The sequence below is a fragment of the Helcococcus ovis genome, assembly GCF_004524775.2.
Taxonomy (GTDB): Bacteria; Bacillota; Clostridia; order Tissierellales; family Peptoniphilaceae; genus Helcococcus; species Helcococcus ovis.
The window spans coordinates 58,022-76,540 of sequence record NZ_CP119081.1 but is presented as its reverse complement, the minus strand read 5'-3'; the positions used below and the strand labels follow the sequence as shown (position 1 = coordinate 76,540).

Here is an 18,519-nt window from a genome sequence, read left to right as displayed (position 1 = left end):
TTTTTCTTTTATTAATAACTTATCTAATTTAATCATTTTAACTCCTTTCTCCGTTTTTATTATAAAGTATAAAATTTTCTTTCACTATTACAAGTAATTATATCATAAAAAAATTATTTTGTATATCTATTACCTTATTAGAAAACATATATAAATAATTTTATAATCATATTAAACATATTTTATGTTTATCATCAATAATTTTATATTATCTCTTCAATAAATTTATATATATAATCTCTATTTTCCTTAGTTTCTGAAGAATAGTAAATTATTTTCTTTCTATCATCTATACCAAGTTTAGTAGCCACAGTTTTTATATGTTGTTGCAATCTAGATTTACCTATTTTATCAAGTTTTGTGGCAATCACATATCCTGAAAATCCCATTTCAATTATCCAATTATACATCATCACATCATTTTCTGTAGGTTCATGTCTTATATCAACAAGTAAAATAACTTCTCTAAGATTTTCCCTAACACTTAAATATGTTTCAATTGTTTCTGCCCATTTATCTTTTTCAGATTTTGATACAGCAGCATACCCATAACCCGGCAAATCAACTAATCTAAATTTTCCGTCAATATTATAAAAATTTACTGTTCTTGTTTTTCCAGGTTTAGAGCTTGTCCTTGCTAAGTTTTTTCTATTTACTAGAGAATTAATCAAAGATGATTTCCCAACATTTGATCTACCTGCTAATGCTATTTCCGGAAGATTATTTGATGGATATTGTTCAGGTTTAACTGCTATTTTTTCAAGCTCAGGGTTAATTATTTTCATTTTTTTCCTCATTTACTAATGCTAACTTTATTACTTCTTCCACTGAACTTACAGGATAGAAATTCATATCTTTTCTAATTTCTTCAGGGATATCCTCTAAATCTTTTTCATTTAGTTTAGGAATTATTATATTGTTTATTCCATATCTTCGTGCTGCAAGAGATTTTTCTTTTAATCCACCAATAGGTAAAACTCTACCTCTAATGGTTACTTCTCCAGTCATTGCAATATCTTGTCTTACTTTTCGATTTGTAAGTGCAGAAATTATCCCGGTTGAAATTGTAATACCTGCTGATGGTCCATCCTTTGGTGTTGCTCCTTCAGGAACGTGTAAATGAATATCTAATTTTTCAAATGATTCTTCTGAAATATTAAGTTTTTCTTGATTTGAACGAATATATGAAAGTGCAGCCATTGCTGATTCTTTCATAACATCACCCAAAGATCCAGTCAGTTGAATTTTACCTTTTCCTTTCATGGTGTTTATTTCTATTTGAAGTAATTCTCCACCTACCGGGGTCCATGCAAGACCTGTAACAATCCCAACTTCCGGAGTTCTTACTATATCATCATCTAAAATTCTTTCTTTACCTAAAAATTCTCTATAATTTTTAACAGATACTCTTACTACTTTAGCCCCTTCTACAATTTTCATAGCTGCTTTTCTAGCTAATTTAGCAATTTGTCTTTCTAAATTTCTAACTCCTGACTCTCTTGTATAATTTTTTATAATTAATTCAAGAACACTGTCTGAAACTTGCAATTGAGATGATTTTAAGCCATTTTCTTTAGTTTGTTTTGGAAGTAAGAATTTTTTTGCAATAATTAACTTATCATATTCTGCATATCCCGATAATTCTATTATTTCCATACGATCAAGTAATGCTCTAGGTATTGTCGATGTAGTATTTGCTGTTGTTACAAACATAACTCTTGATAAATCAACCGGTATTTCAATATATCTGTCCAAAAATTCATTATTTTGATTTGGATCCAAAACTTCAAGTAAAGCCGATGCAGGATCTGCCTTATAGCTTGATGCAACCTTATCTATTTCATCAAGTAAAAATACCGGATTTAATGTTTTTGCTCTTTGTAAACTTGTAATTATTCTCCCCGGCATTGCACCAATATAAGTTTTCCTGTGACCTCTAATTTCACTTTCATCTGTAAGACCTCCAAGTCTCATAGAGATATATTCTCTATTCATACTTTCTGCTACAGATTTAACTATTGATGTTTTACCAACTCCCGGAGGCCCTACAAGACATAAAATTGAACCTTTAACATCTTCTTTTAATTTTCTAACTGCTAAAAACTCAAGTATTCTTTCTTTTACATCTTTTAAGCTATGGTGATCTTTATCTAATATTTTTCTTGATTTTTCAATGTTAATCTCATCATCTGAAAATTTTCCAAATGGAATATCTAATACATTATCCAAATATCCTCTAATAACATTTACTTCCGGTGATGCATTTGGAATATATTCTAATCTAGATAACTCTTTTAATAAATAATTTTTATTTTCTTCACTAATAGGTAAACTATTTATTTTTTCTTCATATTCTTCAACAAAATTTAATGAGTTACCATCACCTTCTAATTCAGACTTTATTATTTGTAACTGTTCTCTTAAAAAGTATTCTTTTTGGCCTTTATTGATTTGTTCTTTTACTTTATCTTCTATAATTTGTTTATATCTTAGTACATCTATATCATTAGCCATATACTGAATAACTTTTTCAAGTCTTGTTGTTACATCATATTCTTCTAAAAATTTTTGAACTTCAGCAATATTAGGATTTATATATGTTATTAATGTATCCACAAATTTTGATGGATTTACAATTTCTTCCAAACTATATATAGCTTCTTGAGGAATATTTTTCTTAAACTCCATAAAATTTTTCAAATATTCTAAAGACAATTTTTTTGATGCAGCATATTTTATGCTATCTTTTTCTCCTTCATATTCTACTTTTTCTAATTCAACTTCAAAATATCCGCTTTGATTATCAATATATTTTAAAATTTTAGCTCTATACAATCCATCCACTAAAACTCTATAATTACCATCCGGTAATTTTATACTTTGTCTGATTTTAGATATAACCCCATAAGTATAAAAATTATCTATATCAGCTTCTTCTGCCACTGCATCAATCTGTGCAGTTAAAAATATGTAAGCATCTTTTTGTTCTGCAATTTCAATAGCTTTTTTAGAAAAATCTCTTCCGGCATCAAAACTAATTGACATTGATGGATATATCCATATACCTCTAAGTGGAAGCATAGGCATTTTTAATTTAGTTTTTTTATAAATACTATTCATTTATACTCCTTAATAAAAAAGGCTAAGAAGCCCCTATACTAGTTGTGGAGATTTATTATCCCTTATTGTTTCAACACTAACTATGCACTTAGATATATCTTTTTTACTTGGTATATCAAACATAATGTCTAACAATTTATCTTCTAGTATGGCTCTTAGTCCTCTTGCACCTGTATTTCTTTTTATAGCCAATTTTGCAATCTCTTCAATGGATCCATCTTCAAAAATTAAATCAACTCCATCTAACTTAAATAGTTCTTGATATTGTTTTATTAAAGCGTTTTTAGGCTCCGTAAGTATTTTAACTAGAGCTTCTTCGTTTAAATCTTCAAGTGTAACAATTATTGGAATACGCCCTATAAATTCAGGTATTAATCCGTATTTCATTAAATCCTGAGGTAAAATATTTTTTAGCTTTTCACCTAAATTTTCTATATGTTTACCACCTAATTCTGCTCCAAATCCTATTGATTTCTTTTCAGTTCTATTTTCTATAAGCTTTTCAATACCTTCAAACGCTCCACCAACTATAAATAAAATATTACTCGTATCTACTTGGATATACTCTTGGTTAGGGTGTTTTCTACCCCCTTTTGGCGGTACATTTGCTATCGTCCCTTCAATTAATTTCAATAAAGCTTGTTGTACCCCTTCTCCACTAACATCTCTAGTAATTGAAACATTTTCAGATTTTCTAGTAATTTTATCTATCTCATCTATATAAATTATACCTTTTTGTGCTTTTTCAACATCGTAATTTGCTGCTTGAACTAATTTTAATATTACATTTTCAACATCTTCCCCAACATATCCGGCTTCAGTTAAACTTGTAGCATCAGCTATTGCAAATGGCACATCCAAAACTTTAGCCAATGTTTGAGCTAATAAAGTTTTACCTGATCCCGTTGGTCCCACAAGACAAATATTTGATTTTTGAATCTCAGTATCTGTTTCCTTAGCATATTTAATTCTTTTATAGTGATTATAAACTGAAACAGCCAACGTTTTTTTAGCTTTATCTTGTTTTATAACATATTCATCAAGATATTGCTTGATTTCTTGTGGTATGGGAAGATTTGAAAAATCCATATCATCAACTACTTCTTTTTCTTCAGTTAAAATTTCCTTACACAAATCTACACATTCATTACATATAAATACATTATTTGGGCCGGAAATTAATCTAACATCACTTGATGATTTACCGCAAAATGAGCAATAAGATTCATGTTCCATAAATTCAGACATTAAATCTCCTTATGACTTTCAATCACTTTGTCTATTAGACCATATTCTAACGCTTCTTGAGCTGTCATATATTTATCTCTTTCAGTATCTAATTTAATTTGTTCAATATTTTGACCTGATTGATCTGAAAGTATTTTATTTAATCTTTCTCTGATTTTTAATATTTGTTCTGCAACTATACTAATTTCTGTTGCTTGACCTTGTGCCCCACCTAACGGTTGGTGTATTAAAATATTTGAGTTTGGTAAAGAAAATCTCTTACCTTTTGCTCCACTTGTCAACAATACAGCTCCCATACTTGCAGCTTGTCCGATACAAATAGTCGACACATCAGGTTTAATGTAATTCATTGTGTCATAAATAGCTAATCCTGCTGTTACAGATCCCCCTGGAGAATTAATATACAATTGTATATCTTTATCAGGATCTTCAAATTCTAATAACAATAATTGTGCTACTATAATATCTGCCATTTGATCATTTATTTCTCCTGATACAAAAATTATTCTTTCTCTTAATAATCTAGAATATATATCGTATGCTCTTTCACCTCTATTGGTCGTTTCTATAACTGTTGGCACTAATGGCATATATTTCCTCCTTTATTTCAGAATATAATATTATTTTTCTTCTGATTCTTCTTTTTCTTCTTTTTTGTCAACAAATACTACATTTTGTTTGAATTCATCAACAGCTTTTCTTCTTTGTAAAATTACTTTAATTCTTTCAGGTGATACTTGTTGTTTCATTTTTTCAATAAATTCAGCATCATCTTCTTTTTTATATTGTTTTGCAACATCTTTATATTCATTTTCTACTTCATCGTCAGAAACAGCATATTCTTTTTCTTCTACAAGTTTTTCTAAAATCAAGTCTATTTTCACTTTATTTTCAGCTCTTTCTCTCAATTGTTCTCTAATTTGTTCTTCACTTGATCCTGTTAATTGGAAATATGTCTTCATATCAATTCCCATATGGCTTATTTGATGAGTATATTCATGATATTCTTGTTCTAATTGATCTTCAATCATTTGATTAGGCACGCTAATTTCTGTACGTCTTATTACTTCTTCGATTACTTGATTTTCTAATTCAATTTCATTATTTTTTTCTAAATTTTCTTTTAATTCTTTTCTAATTGATTCTTTGTATTCATCAACTGTATCAAATTCTGAAACATCCATTACAAAATCATCATCTAATTCCGGAAATACTTCTTCTTTTACTTCATTAACTTTTACCTTAAATAGTACTTCTTGTCCTTTTAAATCTTCTGCTTGATATTCTTCCGGGAATGTTAAATTCAATTCTACTTCTTCGCCTAATTTTTTACCAATTAAACCTTCTTCAAATCCTGGGATGAATGATTTTGAGCCGATTTTTAAATCGTATCCTTCAGCCTTACCGCCTTCAAATGCTACTCCATCCTTAAAGCCTTCAAAATCAATATTTACCACGTCACCTATTTGAATTTCTCTTTCAACAGGTTTTATAACCCCATTTTTTTGAATTTCATCTTGAATTCTAGCTTCTACTAATTCTTCTTTTACTTCTGTATCTTGTTTTGTAACTTCTAATTTTGTATAGTCTGCTAATTCAAATTCAGGATATGTTTCTACTTCAAATTTTAATTCTATATCTTTACCTTCTTCAATTTTGCCAAAGTCTACATGTGGTCTTGAAACAGGTGTAATTTTTAATTCTTCAATTGCATTTTGATATGCATCAGGTAAAATTAAATCCAATGCATCATTATAAAATACTTCTTTACCATAATTCATCTCAATAATTCTTCTTGGTGCTTTTCCTTTTCTAAACCCAGGTATATTAAATCTAGATTTATTTTTTTGATATGCTTCTTGTAATTTTTCTTTAAAAACATCAAATTTTACTGTTTCTACAAAAACAGCCTTATTATTTTCTTTTGATACTAACTTACTCATTTTATTCCTCCTAAAAATTAATATTTTTCAGCCTTATTATTATAGCATAAAAAATTATTAATCTGTAAATTCTATATTTTTTAAATTTTCTATATCTGATAATCCAATAAACTCATTTATGTAGATACCCTTTACTCTTTTATTTATTATAGACGTAATATTTTCTGTTGATAAAACTATATATGGTGTTGTTTTATCGAAATTTTTCTTCCATTGATAAGTTAATTTATTTAACTCTTCACTATAAACATCTTCTCTAATTTTTTCTAAAATATAATAAAAAGAAGTATCTAACAATGTATTTATATTTTCGTATTTACTCTCTTTATTTTTATTATCATATTGATATGAAGGTATCTCAGTCATTCTTCCTTGTGAAATATAAATATCGTAATCTTCATCTTCATCATTTAAATGTTTATACATTTCTTGAGGTGACAATGATTTTAACTTTACCTTTATACCCTCATTTTCAATTTCATTAACAATATATTCTTTAATATCATTAGCGAAACTATCTTCTTCCATATATGCTAATTTGACTGTTATATATTCACCATTTTTATCAATAAAATATTTACCTTGACGTTTATATTTTTTAGATAATTCCTCTGATAAATTATTTTTTCTATCTAATTTGTAATTATCACTATTAAACCATGAATTTTTATATACCGGTATTTCCGGAAAATCATAAACATCTTTTCCATATTTTTCTTCAAATATTTTTTTTACTTCTATAGAATCTCTAAGTGCCCTTCTATAATTTTCATTTTTAAAAATATTACTTTTTTGATTAAACCCAATAAAATTAAAAATGACCGACTGAAAATCTATATGATTGGAATATTGTCTAGTTCTTTCATTATAATCTCTATAGAAATTTTTTCCTTTTGGGTATTTATACAAAATATCTAATTCTCCAGATTGAAATTTATGCATTGCATCACGATAATCCCAAAAAGAAATTTCTATTTTTTTTATTTTAATATCTTTGTTTTTTTTATTATCTTTCAATATCAATTTTATATTTTCATCTACAATATTTTCTACCTTATATCTTCCCGCCCCGTTTAACAAATCAACATACTTAACCTTAGATAAATCATTGTATCTAAAATCTGTTTTCTTTATATTAACTATAGGAAACATTAAAGAATAAATATTTGAAAAACTTGCATCATTAAAATGAAATTTAATAAAATAATCGCCTAATACCTCTATACCATGTAATTTGTCTGTTACTTTTAATTTATAGTCGAAATATCCCTTTAAATTATTAACATAATTAACATATTTTCCAGAATATGAAGGATCAGCTAAAACTAAATATGTATTGTATACATTTTTAGCAGTTAATAATTCTCCATTTGAAAACTTATAATCCTTTTTTAATTTAACAGAAATAGTTTTTCCTAAATCTTCATACCAATATTCTTCAGCTATTTCAAGTTTTGCTTTATCATTTTTGTCCTTGTATAAAAGCGAAGGATGAATTAATCTAGATAATAGTGACACCGTTCCATCACCATCATCAAAAACATTTAACGGTTTCTCTCTTAACGGAACTCCAACTTTTAAGACATCCTTATCTAATTTTTTTCTTGGATTTACAATATAATTTTTGTAACTGTCAATTTTAACTTCAGTTTTTTTCTTAGGAAGAATAATTAATATAAAGAAAAAAATAGCTATAATAAAAAGTAATATTATTTCTATTTTCTTTTTATCTTTCATAGTTAAAACGCCAAAATTATTCCGTTTTCATTTGCATAAACAGTAGATAATGCTGTCCCTTCTAATATTTCTATTGACTTAAAATCATAAAATTCTTCAGCCATTTCTTTAATTTTTTTAGCTCTTTCTTCATTCCTTATATGTGTAATATACAAAATTTTATCACTATAAATATTCGTTAATTCACCAATAGCACTTATCATTTTATTTAAGGCTGATTTTATTCCTCTTGGCTTATATTTAACTTCTATAGCCCCATCAACCCCGACACATACCGGATAAATCTTCAAAGCTGAAGCAATCATTCCGGCGACTTTCGACATTCTTCCATTTTTAATTAAATTATCTAAGTTTTCTAATACAAATATTGTATTTAATTTTTCGATTTTCGCTGTAACATTTTCTACAACTTCTTCAAATTTTTTATTTAACTCTAATTGTTCTTGTATAGCTCTAATAACTTGAGTTTCACCACATGCCGCAGATTTAGAATCAAATACATGAATTTTAACATTTGGATTTTCGTCTTCCAACATTGATTTTGCAATTATTGCACTATTATATGTTGCAGATAATTTTGAAGAAATAGTTACATAATATATTTCGTCATATCCTTTTCCTGCTTCATAAAAATATTCTGGAGTAGGTGCTGCCGTTTTAACAACTTCTTTAGAATTATTCATTAATTGAATAAGTTCATCTATATCAGCACTATCATCTGCAACAATACTTTTATCTTCTATATCTATAAAAAATGGAACTCTTTTAACGTTTTCTTGTTTTTCAATTTTTTCATTTATCTCTGCACAATAATCAGAAACTATTAATTTTTTCATCAAACCTCCCATAATCTTATTTTAAGTAACCTTTTTCTTTTATAACTTTAACAACTTTCTCTACATTTTCTTTACAAATTTCATCTGTTTCAGCTTCAATCATAACTCTTATAAGTGGTTCCGTACCTGAAGGTCTAACCAAAATTCTACCAGAATCTTTTAATGTTTCTTCTACTTCTTTTATAGATTTTTGAACATCTTCATCATTTAAAACAATATTTTTATCTGTGATTCTTAAATTTTCTAAAAGTTGAGGATATATTTTTAACTCTTTTGCCAACAATGATAATGATGATTTTGATTTAACCATAATTTCTATCAATTTCAATGATGTTAATATACCATCACCCGTTGTAGCATATTTTGATAATATAATGTGTCCAGATTGTTCTCCTCCGACACTATATCCGTTTTGTCTTATTTCTTCCGAAACGTATTTATCACCTACCGGTGTTTGAATATATTCTATATTTTGTGATTCTAAAGTTTTATATAACCCTAAATTTGACATAACAGTTGTAACAACAATATTTTTATTTAATTCACCAATATCTCTTAAATATTTACCAAATATATACATTATATGATCACCGGAAATAATGTTTCCATTTTCATCTACAGCTAAACATCTATCTGCATCACCATCGTATGCAATACCTAAATCATATTTACCTTCAACAACTTTTTCCGCTAAATTTTCGATATGTGTGGATCCTGCATCTTTATTAATATTGTATCCATCAGGTCTGTCATTAATCATATCAACATCAGCCCCTAAAATATCAAAAACATTTTTTGATATTTGATATGCAGCTCCATTAGATGCGTCAACTAATACCTTAATTCCCTTAAATGATTTAGTAACCACTGTTGCTAAATATGCAATATATCTATTTCTTCCAACAAGATAGTCTACTGTTCTTCCGATATTTTCACCTTTAGCTAAGGGAATTGTATCCTCTTCAGAATCTATATATTTTTCTATTTCTTCTAAAATATCTCCTTCTAATTTATATCCATCTCCTCCTATTAACTTTATACCATTATCATAATATGGATTATGACTTGCCGATATCATAATCCCGCAATCAAAATCTTCTGTTCTTGTTATATAGGAAACACTTGGAGTAGTTGTTACATGAAGTAAATATGCGTCACTTCCACTTGAAGTAATACCTGCTGCAAGTGCTGATTCAAACATATAGCTTGATCTTCTTGTATCCTTTCCGATAACTATTTTAGAATCTTTATTTTGTTTTTTAAAATAGTCACCTAAAAATCTACCTATTTTAAAAGCGTGATTCACATTTAAGTCTATATTAGCCTCTCCTCTAAATCCATCTGTTCCAAAATATTTCATATCTCTTCTCCTAATCTTTATTTATTTTAATTATAACATAACAAACCAAAATGTTTGAATTATGTAGTAATAGACAATTCATATACTCTATTTTTATTTAAATTATATTTTTGAGTGATTATATTTACTGCCGATTTCTTTGTTTTACCTTTTTGATATAACTCATTTAACTTTTTAAGTATAAACTCATCACTGATTTCTTCAATAGTATCATCAGTATCAATTATTACCACAAATTCACCTTTTTCAGTTATTGAAATATTTTCATAGTCTTTAATTAAAAATATCTTAACTTCCTCATATATTTTTGAAATTTCTCTTACAATAGCAATCTTTCTATTAGGAATAAATTCAGATAATTCTTTTATTGTATCATTTATCCTATGTGGTGTTTCATAAAAAATCAAAGTATGTTTTTTTTCTAATAAATTTTTTATAAATTTTGTTTTTTCAGACTTTTTGCTAGGCACAAATCCTAAAAATTCAAAATCTATGCTATTAAACCCACTCATTACAAGAGCGGTGGTAAATGCACTTGCTCCCGGTAAAACTGTATATTTTAATTGTTTTTCAATTAATGCATTTATTAAAATATTACCCGGATCTGATATTCCCGGCATACCAGCATCTGAAACTACGGCAATATCATTATCTATAGCTAAATTTATTAATTCGTCTATCCTTTCTTTTTCATTAAACTTGTGATAAGATATTAGTTTTTTATGTATATCATAATAATCTAATAATTTTTTTGTCGTTCTTGTATCTTCACATGCTATATATTCTACTTCTCTTAGTATTCTAAGAGATCTAAGTGTTATATCTTCAAGATTTCCTATCGGCGTAGGAATAAAATATATCATTTCATCTCCTAATAAAAAAGAGCTTTACGCTCTTTTATTTTTTATTTTTCTTATTTAAAACAATATTACCAATTATTAAAATTATAAATGCAACAAATGCTACTATCATAAGTCCAACGTCGTATAAAGAGTACTTATATTTCGAATAGTCATTATTTAATTTTATACCAAAATAATTGGCTAACGTATCTTCAAAAACATTTTCTGGAAAATCCAATTTTATTAATTGTTTAATACTTGGTGTATCATCATATTGGTACCAGCTTGATTTACCATTTGGTCCAGTTAAATTTACTAAATATTGGTTTTCATATCCAGTTCTATTTATTTTATATCCCTTTGCATAATTCAAATTTTTAATTTCTACTTCTTCAAGATTAAATAATACTTGATCTTCATTAAATATTCTCTTGAAATTTCCTTGTCTAAACGTTTGAGAATTAATACTAAAAAAATTTTTCAATTTTTGTACTATTTTACCATCTTGAGTAAATTTATATAAATCTGGAAGCCCGGATGAATTTTTTTCCCTTAATGGAATAAGTAAATTTCCTATCTCATCTTCAAAAACCTTAAATTTTTGACCTTTTAAATCTATTTCTTTCGATTTAAGATTTTTATATTCCCTTCTATTTACAAAGTCATATACCAATTCTCTATTTATACCATTTTCATCTCTAAATTTAAATATATCAACCTTAGGTTTTTTCCATTTAAATGTATATAACAAATTAGTATTTTTATTATACACAACAATTATATTTATTCTTTGATTATTAGGATTAACTACTAAGTTACCATCAACCTTTGTATTATCATCTCCGGTTTCTAATACAAACTCTAATCTTTGTGCATTATCAAATACTTCAATATTATATTCAGTTCTATCTTTAGTAACAGGTTCTAATAATTTACCATTTTTTAATTTGATAGATTTTAAATATGGAGTATTAATGTACTCTTTCGCTAAATCTTGACCAGTTAAATTATTGTTTTTTATAAATGAATCCATCTCATCATTTGTCATTTCTTTGCCATCATCTGTAACAACAAAATATACAGTATCATTTTTACTTAAATCTATTCCATTAGCTGATACAACATTAACTTCTATATTTAATTTATAGATACCTATTTTATCTGGTGTAAATTTAGATACTATAGATATATTATTTTCAAATACTTTATCTTCTTGATTTCCAATATTTATAACATCTTCTGCCGCACCTGAAATTATGATACTACCATTTACCGGTTCTTCAAACTCATAAGTTCTACCAAATGAAATTTCTTCATTTACTTTATATGTGGCATTTGCATTTACAATATTTTTTGGAAAAATTATAAAAAGCATAAAAAGCACTGATAAAAAAATTATTCTTTTACTAAATTTCATAATTACCTAACTTTTTTATATTTTTCTATTAAATCTAAAATAATTTTCTCTACTATCAATTGAAAATTAATATTTACCTTCAATAAAGATTTAAACTCTTCATTTTTTCTAATCATCTCTTCCAATGACAAATTTGAAATCTTTGACATTTTTTTTATTATAGCATTATATCTTAAATTTTTAGTGTTATTTACCTTAAAAATTGCATCACTGTAAATTTGAGTCATAATTTTTAAAACTTCATTCCTATTTTCAGATAAATCCTTAATTAAATTTTTTTCTTTATTTATTATATAATAATTTCCCTCAAAAGCCTTATTCAATAAATATATTAAATTTTTAAATGTTTCAGATTCAAAATCTATATCTTTTTTATCAAAAATATTAATAATTTGACTTCTTGAAATTATAGTGTTTAATAGTTTATACCTATTATCAATAGTCATAAATACTATAGAATATCCCGGCAATTCTTCCAATGTTTTTAACAAGGCATTTTGTGCCTCAACCTTCATCAATCCGGCATCTTCTATAATAAATATATTATAATCATATTTTATCGGACTCTCATAAACCAATTTGCTTAAATTTCTTATATTATCTATTGAAATATTATTGTTTTCCGGTTTTACTATATTAACTAAATTTTCAACATCTTTTCTATTAAAAATAGTTTGTGTAAACAACAAACATTGTTTTTTAGCATCCTCTAAAGAACCTTCAACTATATAAACATTAAATATACTATTATTTTTAATTTGCTTATCTAAAATTTCGTTTAACATTATAGTTTAATAAATTTATCTACATCTAAAATAAATACTGTTGCTCCACCAACTTCAATTTCAACCGGAAATGATTGGAACATTGGACCTTGTAAATTAGAATTTATTATACTTGTAGTTGTTTTTCTTTTTTTACAATTTGCCTCTATAATATCTAAACAATCTTGTACTCTATTTTCTTCCACACCCATCAATAATGTAGTATTTCCTTCTTTTAAGAATCCTCCTGTAGTCGCTAATTTCGTAACTGAAAATTCTTTTTCTACTAAATCATCCATAAGTAAATTTACGTCATTATCTTGAACTATTGATATTAAAAGTTTCATTTTGCCTCCAATATTTTTATTAATTTTTCTAAAGTTTCTTTCTCTACTTCTTCTACACTCTTAGACGCATCAATTATTATAGTATTTTTATCTAATAATTTTTTATATCCCTGATATACTTTTTCGTGAAATGAATTACCTTCTTCCTCAAGTCTATCCGCTTTTACAGAAATCTTTTTTCGATTTAAAACTGTAATAGGATCTACATCTAAGAAAAATGTATAATCCGGTTTTAATGCTCCAGTTGCAAAATCATTTATAGACTTTACTCCTTCAACTCCTAAATCACGTGCATATCCTTGATAAGCTAAAGATGAAAGTACAAATCTATCAGAAATAACTAATTTACCTTCAGATATTCCTTTTTTTATAACTTCTTCAACATTTTGAGCTCTTTGAGCTGCAAATAATAAAGCTTCTGTTTTATCATCCATATCTTCATTATTATTATTTAACAAAATATTTCTAATTTGTTCTCCTATTTTAGTCCCTCCCGGCTCTCTTGTAAAAATATAATCAACTTTATTATCATCAAGATACTTTTTAACTTTTTCTAAAATGGTTGATTTCCCAGAACCATCAGAACCTTCAAAAACAATAAATTTTCCTTTCATCTCGCCCCCTTACTATTTTAATTATATAACTTATTGAAATAAATTTCTATAATTTAGAAACAAATATTTTTTGAAAAACAAATTTTTAAATAAATATTCCTTGCTACTAAGCTAATCTATTGTATAATAGAATAAAAGGAGGAAAAAATGCCAAAAAAAGATGATAATTTATTAATATTTAATATTGATCCAAATTTAAGAAAATATAAAAATGACATTATATTAAGGATAGAAAAATATAAAAATAAAAAGAAGAAATTATTAAACGGAAAGAGAAAATTATCCAAAATAGCTAATTTTCATAAATATTTCGGTTTCCAAAAGTCTAAAACAGGTTGGTTTTATAGAGAATGGGCACCCGCAGCAGATGAAGTTTATTTAACCGGCGATTTTAATAATTGGAATCCTACTTCTCATCCACTAAAAAGAATAAATGAAGATACTTGGGAAATTTTTGTTAAGGGTATTAGAAGCATTCCTCATAATTCCAGAATTAAAATTATTATTGTTAAAAATGGTAAACTAAACTACAAAGTGCCTATGTTTATAACTAAGGTAAATCAAGAAAAATATGAAGATAATCATATAGATTTTTATGGCATTATGAACAATCCTTCTAGAAAATATAAATTTAAAAACGAATTTATTATTCCTAGAAAATTTAAACCATTTATATATGAAGTACATATTGGCATAGCACAAGAAAAAAATGGTATAGGAAGCTATAAAGAATTTATTGATATTTTACCTAGAATTAAAAATCTAGGGTATAATACAATTCAAATAATGGCTGTTGCTTCCCATTCATATTATGGTTCATTTGGATATCATGTAACTAATTTCTTTGCTGCTTCACATTGGTTTGGAGATATTGAGGACTTGAAATTATTAATTGATGAAGCACACAAATTAGAAATTGCTGTTTTAATGGATATAGTTCATAGTCATGCTTCTAAAAATATTAATGAAGGTATAAATTATTATGATACAACTGAGTATCAATTATTCTATTCAGGAAAAAGGGGTGAACACAGTCTTTGGGACTCAAGAATTTTCGATTACAGCAAAATTAATGTATTAAAATTTTTACTATCCAATTTGAAATATTATCTTGAAGAATATAATTTCGACGGATTTAGATTTGATGGTGTTACATCCATGATGTACCTTGATCATGGTATAGGAAGAAACTTCAATTCTTACGATGATTATTTCTCATTAAACACAGATTTAGATGCAACTACTTATCTAACTCTTGCTAATGAACTTATTAAAGAAATGAATTCATCCTATATAACTATAGCAGAAGATGTAAGTGGAATGCCTGGGTTATGCCTTCCTATTAAAGATGGAGGACTAGGTTTTGATTATAGATTTAATATGGGTGTATCTAATTTTTGGAAACAATCACTATATCAAGATGATCACAACTGGAATATGTTTAAAATGTGGCATGAATTAACATTTTCCAGACCAGAAGAAAAATCAATATCTTATGCCGAAAGTCACGACGAATCCATTGTTGGAAATAAAACTATAATGTTTAAATTAGCAGATGCTGAAATTTATAAAAATATGAATTTGCATAATCAAAGTTTTTTAATACACAGAGCTATTTCTCTTCATAAATTAATTACAAGTATAACATTAAATACTGCGTCTGACGGATATTTAAACTTTATTGGTAATGAATTCGGTCATCCAGAATGGTTAGATTTCCCTTCAGAAAGAAATAATTGGTCATATAAATACGCTAAAAGACAATGGCATTTAGTAGATGATAAAAACTTAAAATATCAATGGTTAAACGAATTTAATAAAGAAAGTATTAACTTTTCTAAAACTCATAATCTACTTTCATATCGACCAAGATTAATAATGATTGAAAATGAATTTAAGCTGGTTATATTTAAGAGAAATAATCTCTACTTTATTTACAATTTTCATCCAACCAGATCTTATGAAGGATTGACAATTCCTATAGAAGAAAAAAGTAGATTTAAAGTTATATTTAGTAGTGATGATATAAAATTTGGTGGAATGAACAGAATTTCTAAAGAATATATATATGAGAGTTTTGAAATTTTTGGTTCTGATTTTGATTATCAACTAAAAATTTATTCCCCAAGTCGAACTATGATGATATTAAAAAAATTAGATTAATATAAAAAGGTACTGTTGCAAAATATCATTTTATGTGTCCAGATTATAGGTAGTAGTTTTTTTACTATAGAAATTAAATTTTAATAATTATAAAATCAGCCCTAGATATTGAGATCTATGGCTGATTTTATATTTTTATTAAATTTTTGTAATTTAAAAGCTATATTTTATTTTGCAACAGCCAATTTTACTTTTATTCAACTGTAACTGATTTAGCTAAATTACGAGGCTTATCAACATCGTTTCCTTTTAACAAAGCTGTATAGTATGCAATAATTTGTAATGGTACAACACTTACAAGTGGTGCTACTAAATCTGATATTTTTGGTATTTCAATAAATATCTTGCTATTTTTCTTTAACTCACTATTATCAAACCCAATAGTATATACCTCAGCACCTCTTGCAGAAATTTCCTGTATATTAGAAATCATTTTATCAATTAAGTTATCCTGTGTCGATAAAACAAAAACTTTAGTTCCATTTTCAATTAATGCGATTGTACCATGTTTTAACTCTCCGGCAGGAAATGATTCTGAATGGATATATGATATTTCCTTAAGTTTTAATGATGCTTCTTTTGAAGTTATATAATCTACACCTCTTCCGATAAAATATACCGACTCATCATTTATAATCTTATTTGCGATATTTTTATATGATTCATTATTACTTAATAATTTTTCTATTACTTTTGAAGCTTTAAGTAATTCATCTAAAACTTCATTTTTTTGTTTTTCTGATATTTTACCAATTTTATAAGCCCAATCTAGAGTAAATAAATAGAAATTTGTAACTTGAGAAATATATGCTTTTGTTGATGCAACTGAAATTTCCGGTCCTGCATGGCAATATAAAACTTTATCCGCTTCTCTAGCAATTGTTGAGCCCACAACATTTGTTATAGCATAAATTTTAGCACCCAGTTTTTTAGATAATCTTATAGCATTTAATGTATCTGCTGTTTCTCCAGATTGACTAACTACTATAACTAATGATTTATCATTTATAAATGGTTTACTATAGGCAAATTCTGATGCAATTTCATCTCTAACAGGTATTTCAACAAATTTCTCTATCAAATATTTTCCGACTTGTCCTGCATGTAAAGCAGTACCACATGATGTTATATAAATATTGTCAAATTGTTCAAATTCTTCTTTTGTGAATGTGTGTTCTCCAAGTTTAATATTATATTCTTTAACCAACCTGTTTAATGTATTTGATACAATACTTTCCTGTTCGGAAATTTCTTTCATCATATAATGATCAAATCCTTCTTTTGAGGCATCTTCCAAATTCCAATCTATTTTGGATATTTCTTTATTTAATTCATTTAAATCAAAATCATAAATGACAGGTTTTTCTTCATTTTTTAAATAAACAATTTCTTTATCATCCAAATATATCACATCTTGAGTATACTCAACAATAGATGCAGCATCAGAAGCAACCATATTATTCTTGTCAGATACGCCTAGAAGAAGTGGCGATTTATTTCTCACTGCAACTAATTCATCACTATTATCCTCACAAACTACACAAATAGCATAAGCTCCTTCTAAAATTTTTACAGTTTGAGCTACTGCCTCAACCAAATCCCCCTCATAATATTTATCCACAAGATGAGCTATTACTTCTGTATCAGTTTCAGATTTAAATTCATAACCTTCTAAAACTAATTTTTCCTTTAATTTTTCGTAATTCTCAATTATACCGTTATGAACAACTGATATAGTACCATTTTTATTCAAATGAGGATGAGCATTGATTTCTGATGGTATACCATGAGTAGCCCATCTTGTATGACCTATCCCTACATTTCCCTCTAATGGATTATTTTTTAAATAATTTACTAAATTGCTTAACTTCCCAACTTTTTTAAATGTTTTAAGAGTAGCATTTTCTATAACTGAAATACCCGCCGAATCATATCCTCTATACTCCAGTTTCTCCAATCCTCTTAAAACAACTTCTGTAGCATTTTTATTTCCACAGTATCCTACAATCCCGCACATAGTGCACCTCCTAATATTAAATTATATTAAGACTCACTTTACTCTATTTGTCATTCAGATTACTCTAAATATTTGTAGAGTACTTAGGCTGTGATACCTTCGGAGCATCCG

Annotated in this window: 15 protein-coding genes; 1 reads left to right on the top strand and 14 read right to left on the bottom strand. The window is 26.8% G+C overall.

Annotated elements, in window-relative coordinates; all coding sequences use genetic code 11:
* Nucleotides 1-203: 203 nt before the first annotated feature.
* The 13 genes from yihA to tmk are packed head-to-tail and all read right to left on the bottom strand — an operon-like array spanning nucleotide 204 to nucleotide 14,228.
* The gene (gene yihA, locus EQF90_RS00315) at nucleotides 204-785 is read right to left on the bottom strand and encodes a ribosome biogenesis GTP-binding protein YihA/YsxC (RefSeq protein ID WP_134711306.1); all 582 of its coding nucleotides are present in this window, start codon (nucleotides 783-785) and stop codon (nucleotides 204-206) included.
* Nucleotides 772-3,120, bottom strand: a complete 2,349-nt coding sequence (gene lon / locus EQF90_RS00310) for an endopeptidase La (RefSeq protein WP_134711307.1) — start codon at nucleotides 3,118-3,120, stop codon at nucleotides 772-774. The genes yihA and lon overlap by 14 nt, the downstream gene beginning before the upstream one ends.
* 33 nt (nucleotides 3,121-3,153) lie before the next feature.
* The gene (gene clpX, locus EQF90_RS00305) at nucleotides 3,154-4,368 is read right to left on the bottom strand and encodes an ATP-dependent Clp protease ATP-binding subunit ClpX (RefSeq protein WP_134711308.1); all 1,215 of its coding nucleotides are present in this window, start codon (nucleotides 4,366-4,368) and stop codon (nucleotides 3,154-3,156) included.
* Nucleotides 4,368-4,958, bottom strand: coding sequence for an ATP-dependent Clp endopeptidase proteolytic subunit ClpP (clpP, locus tag EQF90_RS00300; RefSeq protein WP_134711309.1), 591 nt, complete (start codon nucleotides 4,956-4,958; stop codon nucleotides 4,368-4,370). Before clpP ends, clpX begins: the two co-directional genes overlap by 1 nt.
* 30 nt (nucleotides 4,959-4,988) lie before the next feature.
* Nucleotides 4,989-6,311: a trigger factor gene (gene tig / locus EQF90_RS00295; protein ID WP_134711310.1), complete on the bottom strand. Its 1,323-nt coding sequence runs from the start codon at nucleotides 6,309-6,311 to the stop codon at nucleotides 4,989-4,991.
* Nucleotides 6,312-6,368: 57 nt separating this feature from the next.
* Nucleotides 6,369-8,048, bottom strand: coding sequence for an ABC transporter substrate-binding protein (locus EQF90_RS00290; RefSeq protein WP_134711311.1), 1,680 nt, complete (start codon nucleotides 8,046-8,048; stop codon nucleotides 6,369-6,371).
* A gap of 2 nt (nucleotides 8,049-8,050) precedes the next feature.
* Nucleotides 8,051-8,884 carry a DegV family protein gene (locus EQF90_RS00285; protein WP_167554078.1) on the bottom strand — a complete coding sequence of 278 codons (834 nt, stop codon included), beginning with the start codon at nucleotides 8,882-8,884 and terminating at the stop codon, nucleotides 8,051-8,053.
* 16 nt (nucleotides 8,885-8,900) lie between these two features.
* Nucleotides 8,901-10,244: a phosphoglucosamine mutase gene (gene glmM / locus EQF90_RS00280; RefSeq protein ID WP_134711313.1), complete on the bottom strand. Its 1,344-nt coding sequence runs from the start codon at nucleotides 10,242-10,244 to the stop codon at nucleotides 8,901-8,903.
* Between the two features lie 59 nt (nucleotides 10,245-10,303).
* Nucleotides 10,304-11,107 (bottom strand): 16S rRNA (cytidine(1402)-2'-O)-methyltransferase, encoded by an 804-nt coding sequence (gene rsmI / locus EQF90_RS00275; protein ID WP_134711314.1) that lies wholly within the window; start codon nucleotides 11,105-11,107, stop codon nucleotides 10,304-10,306.
* Between the two features lie 34 nt (nucleotides 11,108-11,141).
* Nucleotides 11,142-12,503: a hypothetical protein gene (locus EQF90_RS00270; protein ID WP_134711315.1), complete on the bottom strand. Its 1,362-nt coding sequence runs from the start codon at nucleotides 12,501-12,503 to the stop codon at nucleotides 11,142-11,144.
* A 2-nt stretch (nucleotides 12,504-12,505) separates the two neighbouring features.
* A complete protein-coding gene (locus tag EQF90_RS00265) occupies nucleotides 12,506-13,288 on the bottom strand; it encodes a hypothetical protein (RefSeq protein WP_134711316.1) in 783 nt (260 codons plus the stop codon).
* On the bottom strand, nucleotides 13,288-13,614 hold the full coding sequence (locus EQF90_RS00260; protein ID WP_134711317.1) for a cyclic-di-AMP receptor: 327 nt from the start codon (nucleotides 13,612-13,614) through the stop codon (nucleotides 13,288-13,290). The genes EQF90_RS00265 and EQF90_RS00260 overlap by 1 nt, the downstream gene beginning before the upstream one ends.
* Entirely contained in the window at nucleotides 13,611-14,228 is a 618-nt protein-coding gene (tmk, locus tag EQF90_RS00255; protein WP_134711318.1) for a dTMP kinase, read from the bottom strand. Before tmk ends, EQF90_RS00260 begins: the two co-directional genes overlap by 4 nt.
* Before the next feature lie 147 nt (nucleotides 14,229-14,375).
* On the opposite strand from tmk, the gene EQF90_RS00250 reads away from it, so the two are divergent.
* A complete protein-coding gene (locus tag EQF90_RS00250; RefSeq protein WP_134711319.1) occupies nucleotides 14,376-16,391 on the top strand; it encodes an alpha-amylase family glycosyl hydrolase in 2,016 nt (671 codons plus the stop codon).
* Between the two features lie 193 nt (nucleotides 16,392-16,584).
* On the opposite strand, the gene glmS is transcribed toward EQF90_RS00250, so the two are convergent.
* Nucleotides 16,585-18,408 carry a glutamine--fructose-6-phosphate transaminase (isomerizing) gene (glmS, locus tag EQF90_RS00245; RefSeq protein ID WP_134711320.1) on the bottom strand — a complete coding sequence of 608 codons (1,824 nt, stop codon included), beginning with the start codon at nucleotides 18,406-18,408 and terminating at the stop codon, nucleotides 16,585-16,587.
* Nucleotides 18,409-18,519 lie beyond the last annotated feature (111 nt).